This is a genomic window from Phocaeicola sartorii JCM 17136 = DSM 21941, from assembly GCF_054653615.1.
Map to the genome: position 1 here is coordinate 2,207,192 of NZ_BAAIFW010000005.1, position 23,981 is coordinate 2,231,172.

The window sequence follows — 23,981 nt, forward strand, 5'->3', positions numbered from 1 at the left end:
ATATGAGAAAAGGTATTTGGGGATTTGCACTCGTAGCGATAGTGCTGCTTATGGCTTCTTGTTCATCTAAAAGTGAATATGCCAACGCTATTCCTAAGGATGCGGCAATGGTTATGTCATTCGACTTCAAGACGATGGCGGAGAAGAGCGGCATAAACGGTAAAGGAGGAGAAAAGGTTGTGGCCAAACTGACGGACGCATTAAAAAGCGGTCTGGAGGGTGAAGCTTACAAGACTGCCGAGAAGATTATTCAAAATCCGTCGGAATCCGGTTTGTCTTTTACTGATAAGGTGTATATGTTCATCACTCCCCATTCTAATGCTTTTGCTTTATTGGCGAAAGTGGATGATGAAGGGAAAGTGGAAGATTTGCTGGAGGCTTTGAAGAATGAGCAGATATGTACGAAATTGAAGAGCGAAAGCGGATGTACATGGACGCAGATGGGGACAGCTTTGTGCGCTTTTAATAAGGGGACTTTCTTATTGATGGGCAGTAATAAAGGAGATGCTCTCAGTTTGAAAGGAAGTTTGCTGTCATTGATGCGTCAGGATGCTGAAAACAGCTACGTAAAGACGACAGACTTTGATAAGTTGGCTTCGGCAAAAGGTGAAATCGTTGCAGTGATGAATCTGTCATTCATTCCCAATGATATTACCATGCAGATGCGTATGGGAATGCCTGCCGACTTGAAACTGGAAGATATCAAATATCTGGTTTCCGCCACTTTCGAAAAAGGCAGAATTGTAGTGGACATGGAGACATTGATCGAGAACAAGGATTTGATTGCCATGTATGAAAAGCAGTCGGCCGCTTCCTCATCCATCAAAGGAACCTATTTGGAATATTTCCCTGCCAATACGTTGGTTTGGGCCGGTGGTAATATCAATGGAAAGGGAATTTATGATTTGCTTTGTGAAAATCCTACCATCAGGCAAGCACTGGATAATCCGATGTTGCCAATAGATATTGAAGGTATATTCTCTTCTATTCATGGGGATGTTGCTGTAGGTTATAGCTCTTTGTCTACTAATGACTTGCTGATTTATGCTGATGTGACGAATAAAGACTTTTTGCTGTCTTTCGAAGAACTGCGTCCCTTGTTGGCCATGACCGGTGGACAGATGCAGTTGAACTCTACGGGCAAAGACCAATATGAGTTCCGTATCTACCGCCAGAGCATTTGGTTTGGTGTGAAGAACAATCTGCTTTATATCTCGAACAATGAAAGACTGGCAGATGAGGCAGGCCGCCGTTACGGAGTTTCTTTGCAGAATACTCCTTGGGCCGGAGAGGTGGTGAAGAACCGTTTCTTTATGGCGTTCAATGCAGCGCAGTTGGTGAAGGACGTTCGGGAGAATCCCCGGTTAACCCGTATGCTGGGTAGTGATGCTGCTGTGTTTAATGCTATTCTGGGACCTTGCGACTATGTGGATGCCATGGCTCCCGATTGGAAAAGCGCCCAAATGAATATTGTAATGAAAGATAAAGAGATCAATGTGCTACAGTTGATTGTACGTGGATTAGAGAATTTATGAATACTATAGAACTACAACAGACCCTCCCTGCAGTTTTTGCTGGGAGGGATTCTATTATATCCGATGTCTGGCATCAGTTGCTGACTCTGAAACGCGGAGAAGCTTATTTGGTGGAGGCGGCATCCGGTACTGGAAAATCATCGCTTTGCAGCTATATATACGGATATCGTAACGATTATCAAGGTATTATCTGCTTTGACGGGAAAAACATCCGTAGTCTTTCGGTGCACGACTGGGTGGAGATTCGGAAAAGTTCCATCAGTATGTTGTTTCAGGAATTGCGTTTGTTTACGGAACTGACAGCGTGGGAGAATGTGCAGTTGAAAAATTCGCTGACCGGATTTAAGTCCAAGAAAGAAATCAAGGCTTGGTTTGAACAGTTCGGCATTGCCGATAAATGGAACACACCGGTGGCAAAAATGTCTTTCGGGCAGCAGCAGCGTGTGGCGTTGGTCCGCGCCCTTTGCCAGCCTTTCGATTTTATTTTTCTGGATGAACCCATCAGCCATCTGGATGAGGAAAACGGACGGATTATGTCCCGGATATTGGTGGAGGAGGCGGATAGACAGGGGGCAGGTATCATTGTGACTTCTATCGGCAAGCATTTGGAGTTGAACTACACAAAAACGTTGAAACTATGAGGTTGGTCTGGAAGCTATTACGTCAGCATATCAGTTTCCCGCAATTGGCGGGTTTTTTCTTTGCCAATCTGTGTGGCATGGTCATTGTGTTGCTGAGTGTTCAGTTTTATAAGGATGTGTTGCCTGTCTTTACAGAGGGTGACAGTTTCATGAAGAAAGATTATGTGATAGTCAGCAAGAAGGTGAGCACATTGGGCTCCTTTGTTGGTAAAAGCAAGACTTTTTCCGAACAAGACATTGCTGAAATCAGCGGGCAGCCGTTTACCAAAGGAGTAGGGGCTTTTACCCCTTCCCAATTTAAAGTGTCGGCAGGCATGGGGATGGAGAATGTGGGGTTGCACATGTCCACAGCCATGTTCTTTGAGTCTGTGCCCGATGAGTATGTGGATGTGAACTTGGATAAATGGGAGTTTGATGAAAATGAGCGGGTCGTTCCTATTATCATTCCCCGTAATTATCTGAATCTTTATAATTTCGGTTTTGCACAAAGCCGCAGTCTGCCACAATTGTCGGAAGGAGTGATGGGGATGGTTAATCTGGACATACGTATCACCGGTGCGGGGCGTACAGAAAACTTTAAAGGAAAAATTGCAGGTTTCTCCAATCGTCTGAATACGATCCTTGTTCCGGAAACATTCATGACGTGGGCCAACAATGAGTTTGCTCCGGGGCAGAAAAGCGAACCGTCACGCCTGATTGTGGAAGTGAACAATCCTACGGACGACCGTATTGCCAAGTTCTTTAAAGACAAGGGATATGATACGGAAGATGACAAACTGGATGCGGGAAAGACTACCTGGTTCTTGAAAGTGATTGTAGGAATTGTGCTTTCTGTAGGTTTGCTTATCAGTGTGCTCTCCTTCTATATCTTGATGCTCAGCATTTACTTGTTGCTGCAAAAGAATACGTCCAAGCTGGAGAATTTGTTATTGATAGGTTACAGTCCGGCTAAGGTGGCGCTTCCTTATCAGCTGCTGACATTGCTACTCAATGCCGTGGTCTTGTTTTTATCAGTGGGAATTGTAATTTATGTGCGGGGTAACTATATGGATCTGATAGAAAAGTTATTCCCACAGTTGGAGGAAGGAAATGCAGGACCGGCTTTGGTGGTAGGTCTTTTACTTTTTATAGGTGTATCCTTGTTTAATATGGTAGCGGTACGCCGTAAAGTGGCATCTATATGGATGCATAAAGGTTGATAGTAGTTGATATGGTATCTCAGACAGAATTTACACTTCGTCCCCGTACCAGGGGATTTCACCTGATTACTGATGAAGTGGTGCGCAATTTGCCGCCACTTCCTCAAACAGGCTTGCTTTATTTGTTCATCAAACATACCAGTGCGGCATTAAGTATCAATGAAAACGCTGATCCGGATGTCCGTACGGATATGGAATCTGTTTTTAATCATCTGGTAAAGGAACGTGAACCCTATTACGAACATACTTTGGAAGGTTGGGATGATATGCCTGCTCATGCAAAGGCGACAATTATAGGGGTCAGCCTCACTATTCCTATTACAGAAGGCCGGTTGAATATGGGAATTTGGCAGGGAATTTATCTTTGTGAATTCCGTAACCATGGAGGTGGCCGCAAGATTGTGCTCACTGTAATGGGGGAATAACGCTTTCCGATGCCCATCCGGACTATTATTTATTAAAAAAATAGATTAATTTCACTTTAATCGGAACTCTTTTTTTACCTTTGTGCCAATTCTTGAAAACGGGTGAATAATCACTTGAAAACAAGAAGGGACATATATAATTAAGAGCGTTTAAAATATTACCTTGTCTTAGAAAATCCCCAATTTTCAAAGCTGCGCAAGTGTAATACAACAAGCGCTCACGTCTTGTGTCTATACTCCTTAACAGGATTAGTATATTCATAAAGGCGTGGGACACTGTTGTTATTATTTGTGCAGCTGGTATGGGGATACCTCTAAGGCAGATAAAATATGAAGCAGGTCCCACGTCTCTTTTTTATGTCTGTGCCATAAAAATGAACGGATAAAACTAGTCTGAGCGATGAAAGTTATTGCATGGAATTCACAGGATAAGTGTGTGGCTGATTATCATAAATTGATAAGAGGCTGTGATGTCTTGTGCCTGTTGGATTGCGGGCAATGGGCGGTTCCGGCGCACGCGCTTCAGATACAGAATGGCCTGTTTCATTGGAAGAATGAGCATGAAGGTTTTTCCTATGATATATTTTATTGCTTGGAGAAAGTGGCGTTTATATGCCGGGGTGGTTTGTATAGCGGAGAATCTGTCCTATATAGCATTCATTCCAGCATAGGGCCTTTGATAGGCATTCGTTTGCAGGATGATTTCTGGTTGTTTGCCAACCATGAGCCTAATTGGATCAATGCCTGTCATATAGGTGAGTTTTATTTGCGTGAAATCTCAGGTCGTTTCAGAAAGGCGGCGTTTATAGTCGATTTTAAAGAGAAGTCTTATTCCTGGGCACAGGAAACGGTAGGTAAGTTGTATTGTATCTCCCCACCCGAAGGATATCGTCCGCATACCATCAATTGTTTGTTTGCCATTCATATAGCCTGTACGGATTTATGCTTGTTGGAAGGCTATAGTGAGGCTTCCAATCAGCCTACCTTCTTTAAATTGGAAATTTAATTCGTTACGGATTATAATTTTTCGTTTTTTCCTTTGATAATAAAAGAATTAATGTATATTTGCATGTGAACAGTCTCATTTTATAAGGAAATAACGTTATGGGCAGAGAACTTATATTTGACCGGTTTTCGCAGCAAGCTCTTCAGACCTTGCACCGGTATCGTGCCGTTATGTTCAGTCCTACGATGCTCATGTCTTTGGTTGTTTACCAATAATTTTTTTTCATCCTTAATTCTTACACATTAACATGAGTTTACTATGGACAACAGACCGACCATCGCTGAAGTACAGGAGTGGGTACTGAAGCTTTATAACACGTGTGAACAAACCATTACCAGTGAAGAACGTAAAGAGCAGCATAAATATGCCGTAATGGTGCAACGGCCGCAGGACAAAAAGTTTCTGGTGAAGATGCTGGACGAATCTTCTCAAATCCGTGATCGTAAGAAATTGGCAGAGCGCATTAAGAAACTGATAGATCAATATGGCGTACCCGAGTTTCTGAACAAGCGCGACGCTTTCCTTTTCAAGATGTACCAGGCCTTTGGTCATCATTTTGATTTCATTGCCATACCAATCATAAAGAAGCGTCTCCGTATGGATACTTCTAAAGTGATTCTGGATGAGGCGCGTCCTAAATTGACAGACCATCTGGCTGCCCGTTTCAAACAAAAAATTGGTCAGAACGTGAATCTGCTGGGTGAAGTCGTATTGGGTAATGGCGAGGCGGATCATCGCTATTTCCACTATCTGGAAGCTTTGGAGGCTTCCGATATCAATTATATTTCCGTAAAAATATCGGGTATCTATGCACAGACTCATGCGCTGAACTATGAAGAAAGTTTTCCGGAACTGGTGAAACGTATGACTGCCCTTTATCAGAAGGCTATTGATTTTCCCTATGTGGACGAGCATGGAGTGAAACGCTCCAAGTTTGTCAATCTGGATATGGAGGAGTACAAGGATGCACACTTTACGTTGCGTCTGTTCAAGACTGTGCTGAGCAAGCCGGAATTCAAGAACTACTCGGCAGGTATCGTAGTACAGGCTTATTTGCCGGATGCTTATGAATTTCAAACCGAATTGTTGGAGTTTGCCAAAGCGCGTGTGGCGGCGGGCGGTGCTCCTATAAAGATGCGTCTTGTAAAAGGATGTAACCTTGAAATGGAAACGGTTATCTCTTCCCTTCGCGGCTGGCCTAATCCTGTGAGGACATCGAAAACAGAAGTGGACGCCAATTACCTGCATATCCTGGAACGGGCTTTGTTACCCGAAAACGCAAAGGCATTGCATGTGGGGGTCGCTTCTCATAATTTGTTCACTATAGCATACGCTTATTTGCTGAGTCAGAGACTGGAAAGTGCGGAATACATGACTTTTGAAATGCTGGAAGGCATGGCAGACCATGTATGGCGTGCCCAATCCCAATTGGGAAATCATGTGATTCTATATGCGCCGGTAGTAAAAGATGAGCATTTCCTGAATGCGGTATCTTACTTGGTACGACGTATGGATGAAAATACGGCTCCCGATAACTTCCTGACTCATTCATTCAATTTGAAACCCGGCACGGATACCTGGCGTTTCTTGCAGAATCAGTTCGAGGATGCTTATAAAATGAAGGATACCATCACCCATATTCCTACCCGTACACAAAACCGTTTGCATCGTTACACCCCTGTTCCCCCGGCTGATGTGATGAAGAATGAACCGGATACTGATTTTGATTTGGCTCAGAATCAGGAATGGGTACGGAATATTTTTGCAAAATGGAAAAAGTCTCCAACGGACGCACCTGAAATCATTCCTTTGCAGATCGGTACTGAAACGGTGGTTTGTGACAAGCGTCATAAATATATGGACCGTTGCCAGGATGATGAGGTATGCGTATGCGAAATGTCACAGGCAGATACGGAGCAGGTGAAGAAGATTATAGATATAGCCGAAAAAGATCCGGCAGGATGGAGAAAGACCACATTGCAGGAACGGCATAAAATAATGTATGAAGCAGCCAACAGACTGGGTGAGATGCGTGGTGATTTGATAGGCTGTATGTGTGCTGTTACCGGTAAGACCGTGATAGAAGGGGATGTGGAAGTATCGGAAGGGGTGGATTATGCCCGTTTCTATACTACCAGCATGAAGCAGTTTGCAGAGTTGCCTGATGTGGATATAGCTCCGAAAGGAACTGTTCTTGTCATTTCTCCGTGGAACTTCCCCTGTGCCATCCCTATTGGCGGTATCGTGGCCGGCTTGGCGGGTGGAAATACGGTTATTCTGAAACCGGCTACTGTGGCTGCTCCCGTAGCTTGGATGTTTGCCAAAGCATTCTGGGATGCAGGTGTGCCTAAGGAAGCACTGCAAGTCATTATAACAGACCGTGAGGCATTGAAGGTGTTGACCACTGCTCCGGCCATCAAACACATCATTCTGACAGGGGGAACGGACACGGCACAAAATATTGCCCGCACCAATCCCGCTACTCCGCTATCAGCAGAAACCGGTGGCAAGAATGCCATTATCCTGACCGCTTCCGGCGACCGCGACCACGCCATTATGAATGTGGTGGCTTCTGCTTTCAGCAATGCCGGACAGAAATGTTCCGCTTGCTCTTTGTTGCTGGTAGAACGGTCGGTTTATGAAGACAAGAACTTCCAGGAAAAACTGAAGGATGCTGCCACCAGCATGAAGGTGGGGAGTGTATGGAATCCGGGAAATATGGTAGGTCCGATGATTACCAATCAGAATGACAAACTGTTGAAAGCATTGGAGCTGGAAAAAGGAGAATCCTGGTTGGTTCCGCCCCGCTTCCTTGATAAGAACAAATATATATTGGCTCCTACGGTGAAATGGGGGGTACGTCCCGGCAACTATTCATTCAGAACCGAATTGTTCGGCCCGATGCTGAGTGTGGTATGCATTGAGAACCTGCAACAAGGGATCGAGCTGGTGAACAGTTTGGATTATGGCCTGACTTCCGGTTTGCAGAGTTTGGACGAGAGCGAACAGAAATTATGGAAGAATGCTATCATGGCCGGAAATCTATATATCAACCGTGGTATAACGGGAGCTATCGTAAACCGCCAGCCGTTCGGTGGCATGAAATTGTCTGCTTTTGGTGGAGGCGTGAAAGCGGGTGGTCCTAATTATTGCGCATGCTTCCTCAAGATCACCGATAAGCCGGGCAGTACTACTGATTATAAACAGAGCTATGCAAAGGCATACGAACAGGAATTTGCACATGCACGCGATATCAATAACCTGTATGGCGAACAGAATGTATTCCGCTATCTGCCATTGAAGAATATGGTGCTTCGTCTTTTCCCCGGTGATAGTAATGAAGACGCAAAGATGATTGCTCTGGCCGCCAAGACTTGCCATACTCCGTTGACCATTAGTTTTGAACCGGGTGATGACCGTACGGCTGCATTGTCTGCTATCGGGTGTCCTTTGAAAGAGGAGACGTTGGCCGGATTCTTGAAATCAATGAAAGATTATGAACGTATCCGTACTTGCGGAGCAGATATTCCGATGGAAATGTACGAGGAAGCAGCACGTATGGACAAGTATATTGCTACTGCCAAACCGGTGAAGGACGGGCGTGTGGAGCTGATTCATTACATCAAGGAACAAAGCATATCGTTTGAATATCATCGTTATGGCAGTATTCTGGATATACCGCCAGTAGAATAATTGCTTATATTATCGGGCGGATACATTCCGTCCGATAATTTTTCTCAGCGTCTTCCTGTTTTTAGGGAGCGCTTTTTTATGCTGTAAACTAAAAGTGGAAAATATTATCTCATCAACAGGGGCAAGAGTAAAGGCAGATAATCTTTTAAATCAATACGTAATTGTTTCAGAGCTTGTTGGATACGGTAGTCTATGGTTTTAGGTGATACTCCTAAAATTTCTGCTATTTCTTTATAACTCATATTTTTAAAGCGATGCATTACGAAAGCTTCTTTATAGGACTCAGGAAGTGTTTCTACTGCTTCTTGGATACGTATAGTCAGTTCTTCTATAAGATAAAAATTCGTGTCGTCTATTAGGGATTGCATCTCTTCATAGAAATAGTTTTCGGCCCGGCTTTTTACTTCTTGCTGTTTGATACGATTTATGGCACGATGATGGACAATGGAGAATAGATAGCTACTTAAAGAGGATTGGATTACGAGCATTTCCTTATTTTCCCACAGCCAAAGCATAGCGTCTTGTACGCACTCTTCCGCATCTTCTAATTCTATGAATTTATTTCCATAAGCGCATAACATGGGATAGTATTTTTTGAAAAGTACATCAAATGCTTTCTCATCCCCGTTTTTTATGGCCGACAAGAGAGGTATGTCTTCATAGCTATACTCCATCTTCATTAGTTAAAGGTTGATCCGTGTGCAAATATAATCTTTTAAAGCTAAAAAAAACTATTGTTTTTGGGGAATCTGTTCTTTCTGCTGCTTTTTTAGAGAAAATCTTAATAAAAACAGAACTGATCGTATGAGGAAACGAAGAATCAAAATAATGAGATCAATTTGTAACTGGTTCGAGAAGAATGCTTCTGTCCGAACCAGTTACAATATAGTATTTTTTTTGATATATAGATGATGAAATAGAAGTGTTTGATTATTCTCTAATTGTAAAACGTAATACTATCGGTTCATTGACAAGATTCTGAGGCAAGAATACTTTTGTCCTTTCTTTGTCTTTGGTGTATTTTACTTTTTTATTTCCTTGCAGCAGAGTCATTTTGCCGATAGGAGAGTTGCCCTTCCATTCTATTGTTTCGGGAAGTTTCTCTCCTTCCGGTAAAGTATAAATGGCATATAGGGTCTTTCCGTCTTTATCTGATGTGAACCATATATTTCCACTGTGGTAAATCGGAGTCGTACGTGTGTTGTAAATGGCCTTTCCGTTTGTTTTCAACCATCGGCCTACTTCGTGCAGACGTTTTGCCACTTCGTTTTCAATGATTCCGTCCGGTGTAGGTCCTACTCCTAATAATAGGCAACCTCCTTTTGCCGTGACTTCTGCTAAAATGTTGATAACTGTTTGTGGTGATTTAAAAGGAGCGTTAGGTGTCCATCCCCAATCATTACTTAGTGTGATACAACTTTCCCAAGGATAATTAAGTTGCGTTTCAGGAATGCCACGTTCCGGTGTCTGATAATTTTCATTTTTGCCACGGATGCTGCGATCTACAGAGATAAGTCCCGGGTGTGTTTTGCGTGCTTGTGCCAGAATTCTGTCTAAATGGATATTCTCCCCCGTAATCCAGCCTCCGTCTAACCACAAGATATCGAAACTGCCATACTCAGACATCAGTTCGTTCAATTGATTTTCGGTGTAGGTCTGGTAGTTCTGCCACCAGTCGGGATGACGTTCTTTTTTGTAATTGATTCCTCGTTGGGGAGTGGCAAAATAAGGATTCCAGAACCATTCGCAATGCCAGTCGGGCTTAGAAAAATAGCATCCTATCATGAAGCCTTTTTTTCGGAATGCATCAAATACATGATAAGCCACGTTTTTGCGTGGATTGTTTTTAAAGGCTCCATGTGCAATGGAGAAATCTGTATATTTAGAGTCAAAGGTACAGAAACCGTCATGATGTTTAGTGGTGAAAATCATGTATTTGATTCCAGCATCCTGCATTACATCCGCCCATTGTTCTGGATTGAAGTGAACTGGATTTAATTGATCTTTTAGTCCGAAATACCATTTTTTATATTCATCGTATGGCATTCCGTTTTTGCGTGAGATCCAATCCACATCTTCGGAACAGATAGACCATGATTCAACAATTCCGGGTACAGAGTAGAGCCCCCAATGAAAGAGAACACCGAACTTTTGGTCTTGCCATTTTTCCAGTTTATCCAGTACTTGGCGGTCTTCAGGCCAGACATAACCGTTTTTGTCCGATTGCTGGTGTACGAAACCCTGCACTTGCTGTGAGTAAGCATAAAAACAAAATACAGTGTTGATGAGACACCATCCTAATAGTCTTTTATAGTTTTTCATACTAAAGAATTATATGATTATTATATGAAATAAAATCTTTTCTCCGGCAAAGGTTATAATTAAAAATGAGGAAAAAAAACTTTTGAAAAAAAAGGTGCTCGGATTTAGGAATCACTTCTTTTCATTTGCCATACTATGTATATGCCTTTGGCAAAGAAGGCAGTTCTTGATTATAGAACAGGAAAGGAGGATTGAGGAAGCTTGAACTTTTGACAATATACTATTTTTTTTGTTAAATGGTTATGAATGAGTGATATATGGTGATATTAGAGGGGAGGATTAAAAAATAAATGTATTTTAGTTTAGGAATGTATTTTTCCCGACTGCCATATAAGTAGAAAGACCTAAAAAGATATGCGTATGGATTTTAAAGAAAATAATATAGAATTGTTACTTCCCCGTTATTGCGAGGGTATCGCAACAGAAGAGGAACGTCGGCAGGTAGAAAGTTGGATTCAGGAATCTACAGAGCACCGCAGGATAGTAAGGCAAATGGAGATGCTTTATTTGGCGGCGGACACAGTGCATGTAATGAATAAGGTAAATGCTGAAAAGGCATTAATTAAAATAAAAGGTAAAAGGATTGGTAAAAGGAAAGTAGCTTGGTGGGAGTGGGCACAGCGTGTTGCCGCAGTGCTGTTTCTCCCGCTGCTTGCTGCTTTGCTTGCCCAATATTATGTTGAAAAGGGTGATGTGGTACAGATGCTTGAGGCTAAGACTAATCCGGGGATGACCACCTCTGTTATTTTACCCGACAGTACAGTTGTCTATTTGAATTCAGAATCATCACTGCGGTATCCATCTTCTTTTGAAGGAAGTGACTTAAGAAAGGTAGCATTGAAAGGAGAGGCTTTTTTTGAAGTGACTAAGGATGCAGAAAAACATTTTATTGTGACTACAGCGCATCAGTCGCGGATAGAGGTGCTGGGGACAAGCTTTAATGTGGAAGCTTATGATGATATGTCGGATGTATCGACCACTTTGATTGAAGGAAAAGTGAATTTTAGTTTTCAGTCTGGTGGCCATAAGAAACAAGTAGTGCTGAAGCCAGGGCAGAAAGTAGTGTATGATTCTACAAATGGTGCGACCCACTTGTATGAAACTTCAGGGGAAACGGAAACATCATGGAAAGACGGAAAGATTATTTTCAATAATACTCCGTTAAAAGATGCTTTGCATATTTTGAGTAAACGCTATAATGTGGTTTTTACGCAGACCAATGCACATTTGGATGAGTCGTTTACAGGAACTTTCACCAGTCAACGGTTGGAGCGTATTCTGGAATATTTTAAATTGGCAGCCGATATCCGGTGGAGATATGTTGACGGAAAAGATGCATCACAACAAAAGACGCATATTGAAATCTATTAATAACCTTAAATTGAATTAATATGAAAGAATTGTCACCTTAAAAACAAAAAAAACATACGGGAAAATATTGGCGTATCTCCCCGTATGGAAAATCGGTCTTTAATTAAAGCTTGTTTGGCGACAAGCTGAAATCAACTAATTTTTAATCTTTAAGTCATTACAAAAGTATGAAAAATAATTGTAGTATCCAATTTTCGAGGATACCAAATTCCTTATGGCTTGCCTCGAAAAAAATTCCACGAACTATGAAGCTATTTGCTCTTTTCTTTGTCTGCTCCTTAGGACTGGCCTATGCATCCGATTCGTATGCACAGACTGCAATTGTCAATGTAGAGGCGCAGAATCAGACGGTTGGAGAAGTTTTGAAGGAAATTGAAAATCAATCTGAATTTGGATTCTTCTTTAGTAATAAACATATTGATCTGAACCGCCGTGTTTCGGTTATTTCTCACAATAGTGATATTTTTAAAGTGCTGGAGAAAGTATTTGAAGGTACGAATGTGAAATATTCTGTTTTGGATAAGAAGATTGTTTTGACCACACAGGCTGAAAATGTACAGGCTGCGCAGCAGGCTACTTTTAAGGTAAATGGAAAAGTAGTGGATGAAAATGGAGAGGAAGTCATTGGAGCCGCTGTGTTGGAAAAAGGAACAACTAATGGTACTGTTACTGATATGGATGGAAACTTTGAATTGAAAGTTTCCGGCAAGGAGGTTACTCTCGAAGTGTCTTATATCGGTTATAGTAAAGCCATAGTAAAAGCAAAAGCAGGTACTATTACAAAAGTTGTATTGAAAGAAGATACGGAAGTACTGGATGAAGTAGTTGTCGTAGCTTATGGCACGCAGAAGAAATCAAATTTGACTGGTTCGGTAGATGTGGTCAGCTCTAAAGAAATGGAAAATCGTCCAGTGACTAGTGCAAGTTCCATGTTGCAAGGTAAGGCTAGCAGTATTACATTCAGCACTCCCGACGGTGGTAATGCTCCGGGATCTGCACCTACTCTCCAAATTCGTGGTCAGGCTGCTTTGAGCGAAGCTACTCCTCCTTTGGTGGTTATTGATGGTATTCCTTCAGATATGGGAGCTTTTAATGCATTGAATCCCAACGAAATTGAAAGTATTTCCGTTTTGAAAGATGCTGCTGCTTCTGCCGTTTACGGTGCTCGTGCGCCCTATGGAGTGTTGCTTGTCACGACTAAGATGGGAGGACGGAATGAAAAGGCTGTCGTAAGCTATTCAGGTAACTATGGTATTGTTAATCCAATCAATATGCCCAAGACACTCGATTCATATACATTCGGTTTGATGAGAAACCAGTCGTATATCAATGCACGCTCACAGGCTCCGTTTACAGATGAAGATTTAGATATCATCAGAGATAATATCCAGAATCCGGGTAAGTACTCTTTGGCTGACTTGGTGTCTGATTCTGGTAATATGTGGGGAAAATCGTTGGTCAACAGCGACTGGATGGATATTATGTTGAAATCTTCTTTCCGTCATCAACATGATCTCTCTTTAAAAGGAGGTAGTGAAAAGTCTTCTTATTCAGTATCTGTAGGTTATGTATATCAACCGGGTATTTTGAATTTTGTGGAAGATATGGATAATTATAGTCGTTTTAATATCAATGCCGCTATTGAATCAGATGTTACCAGCTGGTTGAAAGTGACCTACCGTAATCGTTATTCGTTTGCCGTAACGAAAGAACCGGTTAGTGAATATGCCGGTGGACGCCAGCGAATGTTTGATTATGCGTTTGGTGCTTGGCCTACCTCTCCGCTTCAATATCCTGACGGAAGCTATGCAGGAATTATTGCGACTAGTATGAATGGTGGTATGAAAAAGAATATGGGGCATCGTCTTGATAATATTTTGGCTTTCGATTTTAAACTGGCTGAAGGATGGATTGCACACGTAGACGGAACGTGGCGTATGAACTTCAGTGACAACCAAACTTTGCGTATGCCGGTATATGGAACATTCCCTTCGGGCGATGAATATTTGATTAACGGTACTGAATCTTCTATAAACAAATCTACTGCTTCTAACCAATATTGGACGATACAGGGATATACTGCTTACCAACTGCAACTTAAGCGTCATTCATTCCGTATTCAGTTGGGTGCGCAGGCCGAGGAGAATACCTACAGAAAGCTGTCTGGTACAGCCAGAGATCTCTTTGTCTATGATATGGAGTCTGCGCACATTGCCCAAGGTAACCGTACATTTGATGATTCTATAAATGATTGGGCTACCGCAGGTTTCTTCGGACGTTTTAACTATAACTGGGCAGAACGCTATTTTGTGGAAGTGAATGGCCGTTACGATGGATCCGGACGTTACTCTAGAGGAAACAGATGGGGCTTCTTCCCCTCAGTATTCGGCGCATGGAACATGAGTAACGAACCGTTTTGGGAAAAACTGAGAGATGTAGTGAACTATGCTCGTGTGAAAGCCTCATACGGAACACTGGGTAATCAAGGTAATTCCGCAGGATATTTGCATATACCTACCATGGAAACAGCAGCTCAAGGTCCATGGATTATTAATGGTAAACGTCCCACTTATGTAAAAACTCCAGGTTTGTTGAATAAGGTGCGTACTTGGGAGAAGATCACGACATTGGATTTGGGCTTGGAAGCTAGATTCTTGAACAATCAACTTTCTATGGAATTGGGTTACTTTAATCGTCGTTCTTGGGATATTATCGGTCCTCCGACTCCGTTGCCTGCTGTATTGGGTGCTAGTGCCCCGTCTGTAAATAATGCCGAACTGGTAACTAAAGGATTTGAAGCACAGTTTAGTTGGAGAGATAAGATCACTTCAAGACTGGATTATAGTGTCGGTTTGAACTTGGCAGATGCCACCACAGAAGTAACTAAATATAATGCAACTTCTAAATCATTGGATTCCAAAAAATGGTATGCCGGAAAGAAATTCGGTGATATTTGGGGGTATGAAGTAGAAGGACTACTGACGAAAGATGATTTTGACGCTGATGGCAAACTGTTAATTGACCAAAGCAAAATTCATGCCAATTGGTATCCCGGTGATATCAAATACAAGGATTTAGATGGCGATGGAAAAATTACTCCGGGTAACTCAACGGCTGATGAGCCGGGTGACCGCAGAATCATTGGTAACTCTACTCCGCGTTTCAGATATGGTATTAATTTGGCTTTGGGATATGAATTTGAAAAAGCCGGTCGATTGGATTTGAGTATGTTTTTCCAAGGTGTGGCCAAGCGTGATGTGTTTATGAGCGGATCTTTCTTCTTTTTCGGGACAGGTGGTAATGATACTGGTTCTTCTGCTGTTTCAATCTATGATAATAAATGGCATAAGGACTTTTATAGAGACGAAACCTGTGCTCCTCGTTTGTTGGAATTGATGGGGGAAAATAAAAATGCTTTCTTCCCGCGTCCTTATGAGACAAAGGAAGGAAATAAGAACTTCCAAACAAATACCAGATATCTGATGAACGGTGCTTATCTTCGTATGAAGAACTTGCAATTGTCTTATACATTGCCCAAACAGTGGGTTCATAAAGTGGGAATGAGCAGTTGTCGTGTTTATTTCTCTGGAGAAAACTTGTTTGTTCTTTCCGGCCTGCCTTCCTATATTGACCCGGAATCGGTGAACAATGGAAGAATGTATCCGCAACAGGCTGTTTATTCATTTGGTGCTAATATTAGTTTTTGATAATTGTAAAAATATTGAAATATGAAATATAATAAGATAATACGGAATTTTGCATTGATGGCTGTAGCTTCTTCTACACTTGTAGCCTGTAATGATTTTTTAGACAGAGAGCCACTTGATCAAGTTTCTCAACCTACATTTTGGAAAACTCCTGAACATTTAGATGCTTATATTGTCGGTAAATATGGCTGGCTTCCCGGGGCTATCACTGACTGGGGAATGGGTTATTTTGTAGCTGATATAACTTCAGATAATATGGTGAACCGACTTACTCATGACAAATGGATGAACGGTGAAAATAACACCACCCCTACATCTGGAGGAAATTGGAAGTGGGGGCCTGTTCGTGAAATTAATATGTTTTTCGATAATTATTCCAAGTGTACTTCTCCTTTTAGTGCTTATGAACAGACTTATGGTGAAGCATGCTATTTGAGAGCACAGGTATATCATGGACTGGTGGCTAATTTTGGTGACATACCTTGGTATTCATCCGAGCTTAATACTACAGATGAGGGTATGTACAAGGCCCGTGACAAGCGTTCGGTAGTCGTCGATTCAATTATGAATATGCTGGATCAGGCGGTGGAACACTTGAAACTGCGTTCGGCAGTGGGGGTAAACCGTTTGAACAAAGAGTCGGCATTAATCTATAAGTCACGAGTGGCTCTGTTTGAAGCGACTTGGGCCAAATACCACAAAGGAACCCCTTCGGCTTCAGATGTGGATGCTGACAAGTATTTTCAGAAAGTGATTGATGCTTACGAACAGTTTAAACGTGATTGCGGCAGCTTTGAAGACTATATTTATTCTACCGGAAATCCGGACAAGGATTATTATAATTTATTCAATCGTTTTGATTATGCTGATATTCCGGAAGTGACCTTGAGTAAGGATTATTCTGCTAATTTGGGTGTAAAGAACAATCTGAATACACAGGTTTGGCTGTATGGATATTATGGTGGGGCCTATACATTGAATTTGATACAAAGTTATTTGACCAAAGAAGGACAATCTATTGATATTACAGACGAAGCTGTTGTAAAGGGAAAAGGGGTCGCTTATCTGAACGATCTGGCAGAGAAACTAGATCCCCGTTACAGACAAAGTGTGTTCACTCCGGGCGATTTGCTGAATACGGTTACACCTCCTTATGTGGATTCGTTGTTTACTTTACCGCAAATCAACTTCTCGCATATGGGACGTATTACGACTACCGGCTGGCATCCTAAAAAATCCCACAATCCGGAGGCTCCTATTGTCAATCAGACCGATCCGTTAGTAGACGGTATCAGCTTCCGTGTTGCCGAACTGTTGCTGAACTACGCGGAGGCATACGTGGAGCTGCACGGAACCTATCCTGACCTGACGGACAACATCGACTTGCTGCGCAAACGTGTGGGTATGCCTACCTTGACAGCGGTGAAACCTACTGTAGAGGATTACTGGCCCGACTACGGTTATCCCGTTTCCGACGAACTGGCTATCATACGTCAGGAACGTCGTGTGGAATTGGCAGGTGAAGGTTATCGTACCAACGATTGGAAACGTTGGAGAGCACACAAGCTGTTTGAGGGCGAACGTCCGAAAGGTTTCCGTCTGTGCGTGGAAGATTATGCCAACGAAGTTGAAAAGAACATTCCCATACCGGTAGATGAAAACGGTTATCTGGACCCGTTGAAGACTAGCCTAAACGGTGGTACTTACCACTTTAATGCAGACCGCGATTATCTGAGCCCGATTCCGACGGATGAAATCCTGAAGAATCCGAACTTGACTCAAAATCCGGGTTGGGATACTCCGAAAATGTAATTAGTCTAATTTTTGTGTAAGATGGAAGACGGTGTGTCAAAACTCATCACGGCTTGCACAGATTGACACAGATTTTTTTTTAGACATTGAATAGTTGAGTTGGATAATCTGTGACAATCCGGGTAATCTGTGGTGGAAATCGGTTTTGGCACACTTTCTTTTCTAAAAACAGAATCGTATGAAAAGAAAATCTAATGCCATTTGTTTGTTGTTGATGCTTGTCGTGACAGCCTGTGCCGGAAGAAAAGAGTACAATGATGGCTATATAAAATATGCTCCGTTAGAAATTTCACAGACGGATAAAGAGATACTACTTGAAAAAATCCGGGAGTGTGACCCGAAATATGACCCGGAAGGCTGCATGCTGACCCAAGTTCTGAACGGATGGAACTATCACACAGATGCCCAAAGTGGCACTTACCACGATACTCGCGCTTCGCTGTTCTATGCCGTGGATTTGTTCGATAGCCAGGAACCGCAATACGAACAGCGTGCCATCGACATTGTAGATAAGGTCATATCCGTGCAGGATACAGACCCTAATTCTCCTTCCTGCGGTGTTTGGCCCTATTTTGAGGAGGAGCCGTTGGCAACGAAAAAGACGCCGGTAGACTATAACTGGGCGGACTTCAATGCCGTTTGTCTGTTGGATATCTATATGGAACACCAAGATCGCCTGCCTGCCGAGTTGCAGGAGAAAATGAAGAATGCACTGATTCTTGCCGCCCGATCGGTACAAAAAAGAGATTGTGAACCGGGCTACACTAACATTGCTATTATGGGAACCTACGTCACCTACATGGTGTCCCACCTCTTCGACCTGCCCGAAATGAAAAAGTATGCCAATGAACGCTTATATACTTTTTATCAATATACACAAGAACAAAAAGGCTTTACAGAATATAACAGTCCCACCTATACTATTGTGGCACTGGATGAACTGAACAGAATGCAGCGTCATATAGTAGAGCCGGAAGCTAAAAGGATGATTGATGAGTTGTATGAAATGGGGTGGGAAATGATTGCACGTCATTATCACAAGCCCTCTGGACAATGGGTAGGTCCCAATAGCCGATCTTACAGCACCTTAACTGATGCCTCCTTCTATGACATCTTGAAAAAGGCTTCCGATGGGAAAATCGATTTGGGTTGCGGCAAGCCGCGTGCAGACGTAAAGTCCACTCACCACATCCCCGAACATCTGCATCCTTACTTCCTGGAGCCAGAATATCCGAGAACGGAAATAGATGTCTTCGAATATAACGAACCTCAAATAAAAGGATATACTTATCTTACAGATGAATACGTGCTTTCCACGGCTTCACGTTCCAGTATGTGGAATCAGCGTCGCCCATTAACTGCATACTGGGGAACGGTGGACTGGCCGCACTACCTGCAAGTGCGTTTCCTGCACGACTTTTTCGATTTCAGCACCGTATATATGCACACACAGCAACAACAGAACAAGGTGGTGGCTGTGATGGACTTCGGAACGGATGGAGGAGACAAGCATATTACCATCGGACGCATTGAGGAGGGCAAATTCAAGGCGAGCGACCTGCGGCTTCGTTTTGAGTTGGGTAATTGCCGGGAGACTTGCATCCAGCTGCCTTCCTGCGACAACGATGCTTTTACCTTGGAAGCGGAGGGGGTGCAAATAGCCATTCAGTTGCTTGAGGCCCGGTTCGGTTCTTGGAAAGGACATTGGGAACAAGGGAAAGACGAGAAGAATGCCTGGATAGATTATGTGATTTATGCTGGTGAGGAGAAGGATTTTGATTTGACAAAGATAGACCAAGCTGTCTATGCATTGGCTTTGTCAGTAGGAAGCAAGGTAGATGAGGTAGCCATAAAGGATACCAAGTCGATTCTTTCCGAGGGAATGTTGCAGGTTTCATGGGGCAGATTGTCCGTCGAAGTACCTGTAAAACCGACTGAAAAACCGATTAAATCAGTAAGCCAATGGTTCTATTGAGATATGCCAAAGCACTACTGAGTTGCTTGATTTTCTGTTCCATACTGCCTGTGTTTGCCACGGTACAAGAGATGGAAGTGATCTATACGTCGGAACTTGCCAATACCCGACATCCTTTGGTAGGGTATTGGTTCATCACTCCCGAAACACTGGAGGGGGATGTCTACTTGAAGCAATTGGAAGAGTATGCCCGGACCACTCCTTACACCTTAATTTTCCTGACGGCGCGCAACGGCGTAGATTTTTATGATGTAGAAACCATGCATCCGGTCTTTGAACGCCTAGTGGCGAAAGCAGATAGCCTGAACATCGGCATCGGGCTGCAAGTCTGGCATGCACGAAACTATACGGAGGAGAATTGCAGTCGCACGATTGTGGAAACGGAAACCAGACTGAATGCCAACGGTACTGCCGTGTGCAGCAACAAGCCGCATCATGTCCGAACAGTAAAGCCGTTCAAACAGGAACTGTTGCGTGCCTACGCTTTCCAGAAATGTGGCACGGATACCTATAAACCCGGTTCTCTTCACGAAATCACCCGCTGCTGTGTGCAGAAAGGAGACGTGGATAGGTTCCAGATAGAGATTAACGCTGGCGAGGAGCTGGCGGGCTACGATGTGTATGTGATGTCGGAAATCTATTATGAATGGCCGACTCTGTTTGCCGATTACACGCTTGACAGCTATTACCGGGTGTTGAAAGCCTATTCGGACATCCCATTCAAAGGAATCGGTTTCGACGAGTTCGGCTACATGGCTGTACAGCCTGGCTTCATGATGAAGGGCGACGAAACGTTCCGCATCCGTCATTATTCGTTGGCAATGAAGGAACAATATCGCCACCAATACAACCGGAATCTGGATGAAGATTTGTTCCAGATGCGCTATTCGCCCGAGGGAAATGACACCGAGAAGATAAAAGCGAAGAACTTTTATATGGATGTGATGAGGCATGGACCTTTGAGAGCGGAAAGAGCCTTGGCGCGTTTTGCCAAAAAACTCTATGGTACGGACGTTTTCTTGGGACTGCACAATACCTTCCATAATGCGTTTGATGAGGATGAAATCTGGTCTACCGGCATCAATTGGTGGACGTTGCCCCGCGACTATGGGCATAGCGATGAAAACATCGCCACTGCCATACAGATGGGAATCGGCATGGCGAATACACAGAATGTGATGTACAACATGTATTATCACAGAAACTTGGATATTTTCGCAAGCAAAGCTTTGACGGATTTACAATATGGCATACGGACGCACTACCATGCCATCAATGACAAAGGTGCATGGGGAGTCTCTTTGGAATCTTCCGAAGTGGCTCCTACTATATGGAAAGTGGAGCGCATGGCGAAACTGCTGAACCATTTCAACGCTACATACGCCGACTGCCGTATTTTGGTTATTGCCGGCATGGAGGCGTTGGCAAACTGGTATCCTGATTACGGGAAACGGGGCAGGTATGACATTAACAACACCTTGCAGTTTCAGGAGAAAGTTCAGGAAATGTGGAAGGCGGGCTATCTGAATGCCTTGGTGCCGACTGATTTGATAGAGAACGATGTACTGACACTGAACCACGAGTACAAACCCATGATGAACGGACATGTCTTTGAGGCGGTCGTTTTGCTGAACCCTCAGTATATCAAGCCCAAAACCGCCGATTTCATCAAACATTATGTCAATGCCGGAGGTAAGTTGCTGTTAGAAGGGGAAGCGCAAAATGACTTTTATGCGAATGACCTCAGTGAGTGGCAAAAGGAGGTGGCAGGAAAGGCTGTGGCAACCCGTTTCTCGCTGGAGAATGTGGCTAAGTTGGGGATTCTTCCCAACGGCTATGTTGAAGGGAACCGTTGTGCGGACGGTGCCGTGGTTGTGACGGATTATCTTTCGTTGAAAAACGACTCCCGCACTGAGTTCTCTATCCGGGTGGGTAATCATGTGTACACTGGCAAGTATCAGGGAATGGTGGCGTTGGATATTGATGAAACAGGGACAATCAAACGTTTGGCTTGCGGTGCTTTCGACGAGTTGTTCCGTGACGGGAAGTCAATCCTAAAAATAAAATCGCCAGCGGACATTGTATTGGTTACAGATAAACAAGGTCTGAAGATGACGGTAGTCGGTTCGGAAAAGAAAAACAAATTAATATACCATGAATAGAATGAAACGTTTTAATTATACTTTTATTTTACTTCCGTTCTTGGCTTGCTGGTTGTTGTTGGCAAGCTGCGGTGGCATGAAAGTGGAATGCGAAGGCTTTGAACCTTCCGTTACTACGAAGTTGGTGGAAAAAGATATGAAGCTGTATCTGAAAGAGATACCCGGAGCAGAGAAGGTGAACTACGTCTTGTGTGTGGATTCCACGCTGGAGGATGGCTCGTTTGGTTATCGGGTGGAAGAGAACCGGATATGCCTGATAGGCGGAGATGAACTGGGAGCTGCGCACGGTTTCTATACGCTGCTTGAGGAACTGGGCTATACGTTTGATGTGACCGGCGTTTCCAAGCCTGGGGTGAAGAAGAAACTTTCACAGATAGAGAGCAAAATGGTAACTCCCAAAGTGCGTTGGAGAGGAATCCGCCAACATGTGAATTTTCCGATGGACATCTCTTCTTATAAGATAGAAGATGCCAAGGAGTATCTGAACTCTTTGTTGCGTATGCGTTTTAACAAACTGGTGATTCACAGCTATCCGGGTCAGTGGTACGAAACGCAAATAGGAGACAGTTTGGCGCTTGCCGGTAATTTCTTCTATGGAAATGTGCATTACATGTATGACAACGAACGGTTGAAAAAGAACGTGTCGAGAAATGACAGCATTTTTTGTATACCGGGTGCCGAACCCCTCTTTTCCAATCCTGCCGAGCGTAGCCGATTTGCAGTGGCTTGGATGCAGAAGCTGATAAACTATGCCGCTGATTTGGGATTCTATGTGCAATACTCTTTCGAGCCTCGCTACGCAACCATTGAACAAGCTGTGCAAACCACCGAAGACATCCTGAGAAGCTATCCCCGACTGAATGCCTTGGAGATGATAACGGAAGAAACCGGAGGATGGGGACCGCGTTGCACGGAAGAGGAGGTGAGAAACACACTGAATGAATATTTCCCGGAGGACATTGCCAATGATTCTACGGTATGTGCTCCCATTCGTTCCCAACAGTCTGACTTGAATGCCTTGTATAAGCAGGTAGGTATCATTGTGAAGACCATAGAGAAGTTGCAGGCAGAGAAGCACGACGGACCGGAATTGAAATTAGGTATCTATTCTTCCATCACGGATTATACGAAAGGGGGGTACCGGTTAGCACGTCTGGCTTTGCCGGAGACTCCCATCTGTCTGATGCCTTCGCATGGAAGCGAGGGAACGGCACAGGCTGTCATGGACGTCATCCACACTCCGGAGGATATGCGTCATACGGAACTATACTCCTGGATAGAGTTTGACGGATTGATGTACCTGTATCAAAACTCGGTTGAGGGAAATGCACGTCTGATGGGATATATCGAGCAGATGCTGCCCGGTGAACAGCATGGCTCTTTGTTGTATAACCACTGGCGGACGGCAGAGAACCGAACATCGGCGCGTTATGCCGCGGAGTCAACATTGAAAGGGAAGCTCTCTTCCTATTTTTTCTATCAGGAGTATGCGGCAAGATTGGGCATCGAAGATGTGGAAAGGTATGACAGTGTAATGACAATGGTGAATGAAGGAGATAGTTATGCCAAGAAACACTTGGGGAATATTGGCTTCTGCTGGATGGGAGCCTGGCGTGCGGGAGGTTCGTACACGTGGATGAGAAAGGAACAGATAAAAGCTGCGCATGATTACTATCTGGAAGCGGGAAAAGTCCTGTCCGACTTGATTAAACCGCTCGATAAGTCGAGTGAAGCCTTTCGTTATCTGTCGTTCATCGGTAATCGGATTCTCTGTTCGGTTATCTATTTGCAGGCTTTCGAAGAGGCTGTTGAGATACAGACCATCCGTAAGGAAGAGGATGGAACGGTCTCGGAAGCGGAACAGCTACGTGCGCAGGATATTTGTAATCGTGCCTTGTTGCTGTTCGACCAATACATGGAAGTGCATGCGCAGATGATGCCCGATCGTGGATGCGAAGGAACTTTAGTAAGCCTTTGGAATGCGCCTGTCAGAGGATTGAAGATCTATCGGTCTAAATTGGGAAGGGTGGCGCCCGAGGAATTGCCTCGTAGCAATAAGCCGGTTGACGCACCGCCTTTGCCTATCTTTTACGAGAATAAGTAATATCTGTATCTTTGTAAATCTATATCAAA

The 23,981-nt window shown here is 43.5% G+C and carries 14 protein-coding genes; 12 read left to right on the plus strand and 2 right to left on the minus strand.

All coding sequences use genetic code 11. The features are described from left to right. Positions 1–2: 2 nt before the first annotated feature. The 6 genes from ACYQ0C_RS09310 to ACYQ0C_RS09335 all read left to right on the plus strand — a co-directional run bounded on the left by ACYQ0C_RS09310 (position 3) and on the right by ACYQ0C_RS09335 (position 8,499). Positions 3–1,535, plus strand: coding sequence for a DUF4836 family protein (locus tag ACYQ0C_RS09310; RefSeq protein ID WP_016276515.1), 1,533 nt, complete (start codon positions 3–5; stop codon positions 1,533–1,535). Next, positions 1,532–2,176 carry an ATP-binding cassette domain-containing protein gene (locus tag ACYQ0C_RS09315; RefSeq protein WP_016276516.1) on the plus strand — a complete coding sequence of 215 codons (645 nt, stop codon included), beginning with the start codon at positions 1,532–1,534 and terminating at the stop codon, positions 2,174–2,176. Before ACYQ0C_RS09310 ends, ACYQ0C_RS09315 begins: the two co-directional genes overlap by 4 nt. Beyond that, positions 2,173–3,375 (plus strand): hypothetical protein, encoded by a 1,203-nt coding sequence (locus ACYQ0C_RS09320; protein WP_016276517.1) that lies wholly within the window; start codon positions 2,173–2,175, stop codon positions 3,373–3,375. The genes ACYQ0C_RS09315 and ACYQ0C_RS09320 overlap by 4 nt, the downstream gene beginning before the upstream one ends. A gap of 11 nt (positions 3,376–3,386) precedes the next feature. Further along, the gene (locus ACYQ0C_RS09325; RefSeq protein ID WP_016276518.1) at positions 3,387–3,800 is read left to right on the plus strand and encodes a secondary thiamine-phosphate synthase enzyme YjbQ; all 414 of its coding nucleotides are present in this window, start codon (positions 3,387–3,389) and stop codon (positions 3,798–3,800) included. A 400-nt stretch (positions 3,801–4,200) separates the two neighbouring features. Further along, positions 4,201–4,806: a hypothetical protein gene (locus tag ACYQ0C_RS09330; RefSeq protein WP_016276519.1), complete on the plus strand. Its 606-nt coding sequence runs from the start codon at positions 4,201–4,203 to the stop codon at positions 4,804–4,806. 258 nt (positions 4,807–5,064) lie between these two features. Beyond that, positions 5,065–8,499: a bifunctional proline dehydrogenase/L-glutamate gamma-semialdehyde dehydrogenase gene (locus ACYQ0C_RS09335; RefSeq protein WP_016276521.1), complete on the plus strand. Its 3,435-nt coding sequence runs from the start codon at positions 5,065–5,067 to the stop codon at positions 8,497–8,499. A 104-nt stretch (positions 8,500–8,603) separates the two neighbouring features. On the opposite strand, the gene ACYQ0C_RS09340 is transcribed toward ACYQ0C_RS09335, so the two are convergent. Both ACYQ0C_RS09340 and ACYQ0C_RS09345 read right to left on the minus strand, forming a co-directional pair. Beyond that, a complete protein-coding gene (locus tag ACYQ0C_RS09340; protein WP_016276522.1) occupies positions 8,604–9,179 on the minus strand; it encodes an RNA polymerase sigma-70 factor in 576 nt (191 codons plus the stop codon). Positions 9,180–9,429: 250 nt separating this feature from the next. Then, positions 9,430–10,821 (minus strand): alpha-L-fucosidase, encoded by a 1,392-nt coding sequence (locus tag ACYQ0C_RS09345; RefSeq protein WP_016276523.1) that lies wholly within the window; start codon positions 10,819–10,821, stop codon positions 9,430–9,432. Positions 10,822–11,181: 360 nt separating this feature from the next. Here ACYQ0C_RS09345 and ACYQ0C_RS09350 point away from each other — a divergent pair, with 360 nt between their 5' ends. The 6 genes from ACYQ0C_RS09350 (at position 11,182) to ACYQ0C_RS09375 (ending at position 23,952) form a co-directional block, all read left to right on the plus strand. Then, positions 11,182–12,192: a FecR family protein gene (locus tag ACYQ0C_RS09350; RefSeq protein WP_016276524.1), complete on the plus strand. Its 1,011-nt coding sequence runs from the start codon at positions 11,182–11,184 to the stop codon at positions 12,190–12,192. Between the two features lie 245 nt (positions 12,193–12,437). Further along, positions 12,438–15,899 (plus strand): TonB-dependent receptor, encoded by a 3,462-nt coding sequence (locus tag ACYQ0C_RS09355; RefSeq protein ID WP_016276525.1) that lies wholly within the window; start codon positions 12,438–12,440, stop codon positions 15,897–15,899. 21 nt (positions 15,900–15,920) lie between these two features. After that, entirely contained in the window at positions 15,921–17,711 is a 1,791-nt protein-coding gene (locus ACYQ0C_RS09360) for a RagB/SusD family nutrient uptake outer membrane protein (protein WP_016276526.1), read from the plus strand. A gap of 178 nt (positions 17,712–17,889) precedes the next feature. Beyond that, complete coding sequence (locus tag ACYQ0C_RS09365) at positions 17,890–19,686, plus strand: hypothetical protein (protein ID WP_016276527.1); 1,797 nt, start codon at positions 17,890–17,892, stop codon at positions 19,684–19,686. After that, on the plus strand, positions 19,674–21,848 hold the full coding sequence (locus tag ACYQ0C_RS09370; protein WP_016276528.1) for a hypothetical protein: 2,175 nt from the start codon (positions 19,674–19,676) through the stop codon (positions 21,846–21,848). The genes ACYQ0C_RS09365 and ACYQ0C_RS09370 overlap by 13 nt, the downstream gene beginning before the upstream one ends. Then, the gene (locus ACYQ0C_RS09375) at positions 21,841–23,952 is read left to right on the plus strand and encodes a hypothetical protein (RefSeq protein ID WP_016276529.1); all 2,112 of its coding nucleotides are present in this window, start codon (positions 21,841–21,843) and stop codon (positions 23,950–23,952) included. Before ACYQ0C_RS09370 ends, ACYQ0C_RS09375 begins: the two co-directional genes overlap by 8 nt. The last annotated feature ends 29 nt before the right edge of the window (positions 23,953–23,981 follow it).